The sequence below is a fragment of the Thalassotalea agariperforans genome (assembly GCF_053470345.1).
The window spans coordinates 1-1,705 of sequence record NZ_JBQMWH010000033.1; the positions used below are offsets into that span (position 1 = coordinate 1).

The 1,705-nt window shown below is 49.7% G+C and carries 1 rRNA gene; it reads right to left on the bottom strand.

The annotated features are described in order from the left end of the window. Positions 1-1,705: ribosomal RNA gene (locus ACSLUO_RS17645) — 23S ribosomal RNA — on the bottom strand; the annotation flags it as partial.

The window sequence follows — 1,705 nt, forward strand, 5'->3', positions numbered from 1 at the left end:
GTGGAGACAGTGTGGCCATGATTACGCCATTCGTGCAGGTCGGAACTTACCCGACAAGGAATTTCGCTACCTTAGGACCGTTATAGTTACGGCCGCCGTTTACCGGGGCTTCGATCAAGAGCTTCGCAGAGCTAACCCCATCAATTAACCTTCCGGCACCGGGCAGGCGTCACACCGTATACGTCATCTTTCGATTTTGCACAGTGCTGTGTTTTTAATAAACAGTTCCAGCCACCTGGTTACTTCGACTCTCCTGTGCTTACACCGCAAGGGCTTAACACTAGAGAGCGTACCTTCTCCCGAAGTTACGGTACTATTTTGCCTAGTTCCTTCACCCGAGTTCTCTCAAGCGCCTTAGTATTCTCTACCTAACCACCTGTGTCGGTTTGGGGTACGGTTCCTATATATCTGAAGCTTAGAAGATTTTCCTGGAAGTAGGGCATCAACAACTTCAACTCCGTAGAGTCTCGTCTCGTATCTCAGTCTTAAAGAAACCCGGATTTGCCTAAGTTTCAAACCTACATACTTTCACATGGACTACCAACGCCATGCTTGCCTAGCCTGCTCCGTCCCTCCTTCGCAATATATAGAAGTACAGAAATATTAATCTGTTTCCCATCGACTACGCATTTCTGCCTCGCCTTAGGGGCCGACTTACCCTGCCCTGATTAACATGGGACAGGAAACCTTGGTCTTTCGGCGGGGGAGTTTTTCACTCCCCTTATCGTTACTCATGTCAGCATTCGCACTTCTGATACCTCCAGCATGCTTTACAACACACCTTCAACGGCTTACAGAACGCTCCCCTACCACTCATAGTAAACTATGAATCCGCAGCTTCGGTGACTAGTTTAGCCCCGTTACATCTTCCGCGCAGGCCGACTCGACTAGTGAGCTATTACGCTTTCTTTAAAGGGTGGCTGCTTCTAAGCCAACCTCCTAGCTGTCTAAGCCTTCCCACATCGTTTCCCACTTAACTAGTACTTTGGGACCTTAGCTGGCGGTCTGGGTTGTTTCCCTCTTCACAACGGACGTTAGCACCCGCAGTGTGTCTCCCGCATATCACTCATCGGTATTCGGAGTTTGCAAAGGGTTGGTAAGTCGGGATGACCCCCTAGCCTTAACAGTGCTCTACCCCCAATGGTGTTCGTGCGAGGCTCTACCTAAATAGATTTCGGGGAGAACCAGCTATCTCCCGGCTTGATTAGCCTTTCACTCCGACCCACAAGTCATCACCGCATTTTTCAACATACGTGTGTTCGGTCCTCCAGTTGATGTTACTCAACCTTCAACCTGCCCATGGGTAGATCGCCGGGTTTCGGGTCTATACCCTGCAACTAAACGCGCAGTTAACACTCGCTTTCGCTACGGCTCCCCTAATCGGTTAACCTTGCTACAGAATATAAGTCGCTGACCCATTATACAAAAGGTACGCAGGCACCGGACTAAATCCGGCTTCCACTGCTTGTACGTATGCGGTTTCAGGTTCTATTTCACTCCCCTCACAGGGGTTCTTTTCGCCTTTCCCTCACGGTACTGGTTCACTATCGGTCAGTTAGGAGTATTTAGCCTTGGAGGATGGTCCCCCCATATTCAGTCAAGATTTCACGTGTCTCGACCTACTCGATTTCACTTTAAGGTTGCTGTCGTGTACGGGACTATCACCCTGTATCGTTGTCCTTTCCAGAACATTCCACTAGCGCCC